The 3,600-nt window shown below is 69.7% G+C and carries 3 protein-coding genes; all 3 read left to right on the top strand.

What is annotated here, in order from left to right; all coding sequences use genetic code 11:
• The first annotated feature begins 86 nt into the window (after nucleotides 1-86).
• From secD to ABZ281_RS42380, 3 genes are read left to right on the top strand one after another with little or no spacing between them, the layout of a single operon-like run.
• Nucleotides 87-1,856, top strand: a complete 1,770-nt coding sequence (gene secD / locus ABZ281_RS42370) for a protein translocase subunit SecD (RefSeq protein WP_356663351.1) — start codon at nucleotides 87-89, stop codon at nucleotides 1,854-1,856.
• 1 nt (nucleotide 1,857) lies between these two features.
• On the top strand, nucleotides 1,858-2,973 hold the full coding sequence (secF, locus tag ABZ281_RS42375) for a protein translocase subunit SecF (RefSeq protein ID WP_356663347.1): 1,116 nt from the start codon (nucleotides 1,858-1,860) through the stop codon (nucleotides 2,971-2,973).
• Entirely contained in the window at nucleotides 2,970-3,509 is a 540-nt protein-coding gene (locus ABZ281_RS42380) for an adenine phosphoribosyltransferase (protein ID WP_356663349.1), read from the top strand. The genes secF and ABZ281_RS42380 overlap by 4 nt, the downstream gene beginning before the upstream one ends.
• Nucleotides 3,510-3,600 lie beyond the last annotated feature (91 nt).

Genomic DNA, 3,600 nt, shown 5'->3' on the forward strand with positions numbered 1-3,600 from the left:
CCCAGCTCGCACGGAATCCCGACACCATGTCATGGCCGCCCGTCCGCCGATCCGGAGCGAGGTGGCCCGAGAGGGAGTACGAGAAGGTGGCCACACCTAAAAAGGGCCGGAGCGCGAGCGCCCAGAGCAAACCGGGGCGCTCGCTGGCCCTGATCCTGATCGCCCTCGTGGCGCTCACCGGTGGGATGTTCGCGTCGGGGCACACGAAGCCGCGTCTCGGCATCGACCTGGCCGGCGGTACGAGCATCACGCTCCGAGCGGTCCCCGAGGCCGGCAACGAGGCGGCGATCAACAAGACCAACATGGACACCGCCGTCTCCATCATGGAGCGCCGTGTCAATGGTCTGGGCGTCTCCGAGTCCGAGGTCCAGACGCAGGGCCGCGACAACATCGTCGTGAACATCCCCAAGGGGACCAACTCCGAGCAGGCCCGCAAGCAGGTCGGCACCACCGCCAAGCTCTACTTCCGCCCGGTCCTCGCCACCGAGGTCTCCGGCGGCGGTGCCCCGGCCAGCCCCTCGCCGAGCCCCACCGGAAATCCCTCGGACAAGCCCTCCGGCAAGGCCACCGACAAGCCCGAGGCCACCGACAAGGGCTCCGCGTCCCCGTCCGCCACGCCCACCACGCAGGGCCGTGCGGTCACCGACGCGCTGAAGGCCGACGCGACGCCCTCCGCAAGCGCCTCGGACAAGGGCGACAAGGCCAGTCCCTCCCCGTCGGGCAGCGGCGGCACCGCCGAGGCCGACGCGAGCGCGCTGCAGGCGAAGTACGCCAAGCTCGACTGCACCGACGAGAAGACCCGCTCCACCGTGGGTGACGGCGTCAAGGCCTCCGACCCGACGCTCGCGTGCGGCAAGAACTCGCAGGGCCAGTGGCAGAAGTACGTCCTCGGCCCCGCCGAGGTCGACGGCACGGACGTCGACAAGGCCCAGGCCACTCTGGACACCCAGACGGGCGCGGGCTGGACGGTCCAGATGGACTTCACCGACGGGGGCGCCAAGAAGTTCGGCGACATCACCGGCAAACTGGCCCAGAACCAGCCGCCGCAGAACCAGTTCGCGATCGTCCTGGACGGCGACGTGGTCTCCGATCCGTCCGTCCGGCAGGCCCTGACCGGCGGCAACGCCGAGATCTCCGGCAACTTCAACCAGCAGTCCGCCCAGGACCTGTCCAACATGCTGTCCTACGGCGCGCTGCCGCTCACCTTCAAGGTGGACAGCATGACGACCGTGACCGCCGCGCTGGGCGGTGACCAGTTGCAGGCCGGTCTGATCGCCGGCGCGATCGGTCTCGCGCTGGTCGTCATCTACCTGCTGGCCTACTACCGCGGCCTGTCGTTCATCGCGATCCTCTCGCTGCTGGTCTCCGCCGCCCTCACCTACACGCTCATGGCCCTGCTCGGCCCGGCCATCGGCTTCGCGCTGAACCTTCCGGCCGTGTGCGGTGCCATCGTCGCCATCGGCATCACGGCGGACTCGTTCATCGTGTACTTCGAACGCGTCCGCGACGAGATCCGCGAGGGCCGTTCGCTGCGGCCCGCCGTCGAGCGGGCCTGGCCGCGCGCCCGTCGCACCATCCTGGTCTCCGACTTCGTGTCGTTCCTGGCCGCCGCGGTGCTCTTCCTCGTCACGGTAGGCAAGGTCCAGGGCTTCGCGTTCACGCTCGGCCTGACCACCCTGCTCGACGTGGTCGTCGTGTTCCTCTTCACCAAGCCGCTGCTGACTCTCATGGCCCGCCGCCCGTTCTTCGCGAACGGCCACAAGTGGTCCGGCCTTGACCCGAAGAGCCTGGGCGCTCAGCCGCCGCTGCGCCGTACCCGCCGCCCCGCCGCCCCCGTCGACCCGAAGGAGGCCTGAGATGTCGAAACTCGGTACCCTCGGCGCCCGACTGCACCGTGGCGAGATCGGCTACGACTTCGTCAAGAACCGCAAGATCTGGTACGGCCTCTCCATCCTGATCACCATCCTGGCCATCGCCGGCCTGGCGGTACGCGGGCTGAACATGGGCATCGAGTTCCAGGGCGGCGCCGTCTTCAACACCCCGAAGAACACCAGCGCCTCGGTGTCCCAGGCGGAGGAGTACGCGGAAGCGGCCTCCGGCCACGACGCGATCGTCCAGAAGCTCGGCGACGGCAGCCTGCGCATCCAGGTCGCCGGCATCGACACCGGCGCGGCCAACGAGATCAAGAACACGCTCGCCGACGACCTCAAGATCGACGCGGAGCAGATCAACGCCGAACTGGTCGGTCCCAGCTGGGGTGAGCAGATCGCCAACAAGGCCTGGCAGGGCCTCGGCATCTTCATGGTCCTCGTGGTGATCTATCTAGCGATCGCCTTCGAGTGGCGCATGGCGCTCGCCGCGTTCGTCGCACTGATCCACGACATCACCATCACCGTCGGCATCTACGCCCTCGTCGGCTTCGAGGTCACACCGGGCACGGTGATCGGTCTGCTCACCATCCTCGGTTACTCGCTCTACGACACGGTCGTGGTGTTCGACAGCCTCAAGGAACAGACGAAGGACCTCACCAAGCAGACCCGCTGGACCTACAGCGACGTCGCCAACCGCTCGATCAACAGCACCCTGGTCCGCTCCATCAACACCACGGTGGTCGCGCTGCTGCCGGTCGCTGGCCTGCTGTTCATCGGTGGCGGTGTCCTCGGCGCCGGCATGCTGAACGACATCTCGCTGTCGCTGTTCGTCGGCCTCGCCGCGGGTGCGTACTCCTCGATCTTCATCGCCACGCCGCTCGTCGCCGACCTCAAGGAGCGCGAGCCGGCGATGAAGGCCCTGAAGAAGCGCGTCCTCGCCAAGCGGGCCCAGGCCGCCGCCAAGGGAGAGACCGAGGCCCAGGGCGGCGACGAGGCGTACGGCGACGAGCCTGAGGACGCCGCACCCGCGGTGGTCGGGCCGCGCAACCAGCCCGCCTCGCGCACGCGTGGCCGCGGCCGCCCCTCGGGGAAGCGCCGATGACCGACATCCGGGAGCTGCTGCTCAGCCGCATCCGCGACGTGGCCGACTACCCGGAGCCGGGCGTGATGTTCAAGGACATCACCCCGCTCCTGGCGGACCCGGCGGCGTTCACCGCCCTGACCGACGCCCTCGCCGAGATCGCCGAGCGCACCGGCGCCACCAAGGTCATCGGCCTGGAGGCCCGCGGCTTCATCCTCGGCGCCCCGGTCGCCGTCCGCGCGGGGCTCGGCTTCATCCCCGTACGCAAGGCGGGCAAGCTCCCCGGAGCGACCCTCGCCCAGGCCTACGACCTGGAGTACGGCTCGGCGGAGATCGAGGTGCACGCCGAGGACCTCACCACCGGGGACCGCGTGCTCATCGTCGACGACGTCCTCGCCACCGGCGGCACCGCCGAGGCCTCGGTCCAGCTCATCCGCCGGGCCGGCGCCGAGGTCGCGGGTCTCGCCGTCCTCATGGAGCTGGGTTTCCTGAGCGGCCGCGCCCGCCTGGAGCCGACGCTGAACGGCGCCCCCCTGGAGGCGCTGCTCACGGTCTAGTGCCGCGACAGGCAACGTTCGCCCCGTCGCGACGCCCGGCACGCTCCCCCGAGCTCTCGACTCCGCTCGAGCAGGGGGTACCCCCACTCGC

This window comes from Streptomyces sp. NPDC006265 (assembly GCF_040613555.1).
In the GTDB taxonomy this organism is placed as follows: Bacteria; Actinomycetota; Actinomycetes; order Streptomycetales; family Streptomycetaceae; genus Streptomyces.

Excerpts from the sequence above, each read along its gene's own strand:
- secF (WP_356663347.1), top strand. The coding sequence starts at position 1,858 with ATGTCGAAACTCGGTACCCTCGGCGCCCGACTGCACCGTGGCGAGATC.
- ABZ281_RS42380 (WP_356663349.1), top strand. The coding sequence starts at position 2,970 with ATGACCGACATCCGGGAGCTGCTGCTCAGCCGCATCCGCGACGTGGCC.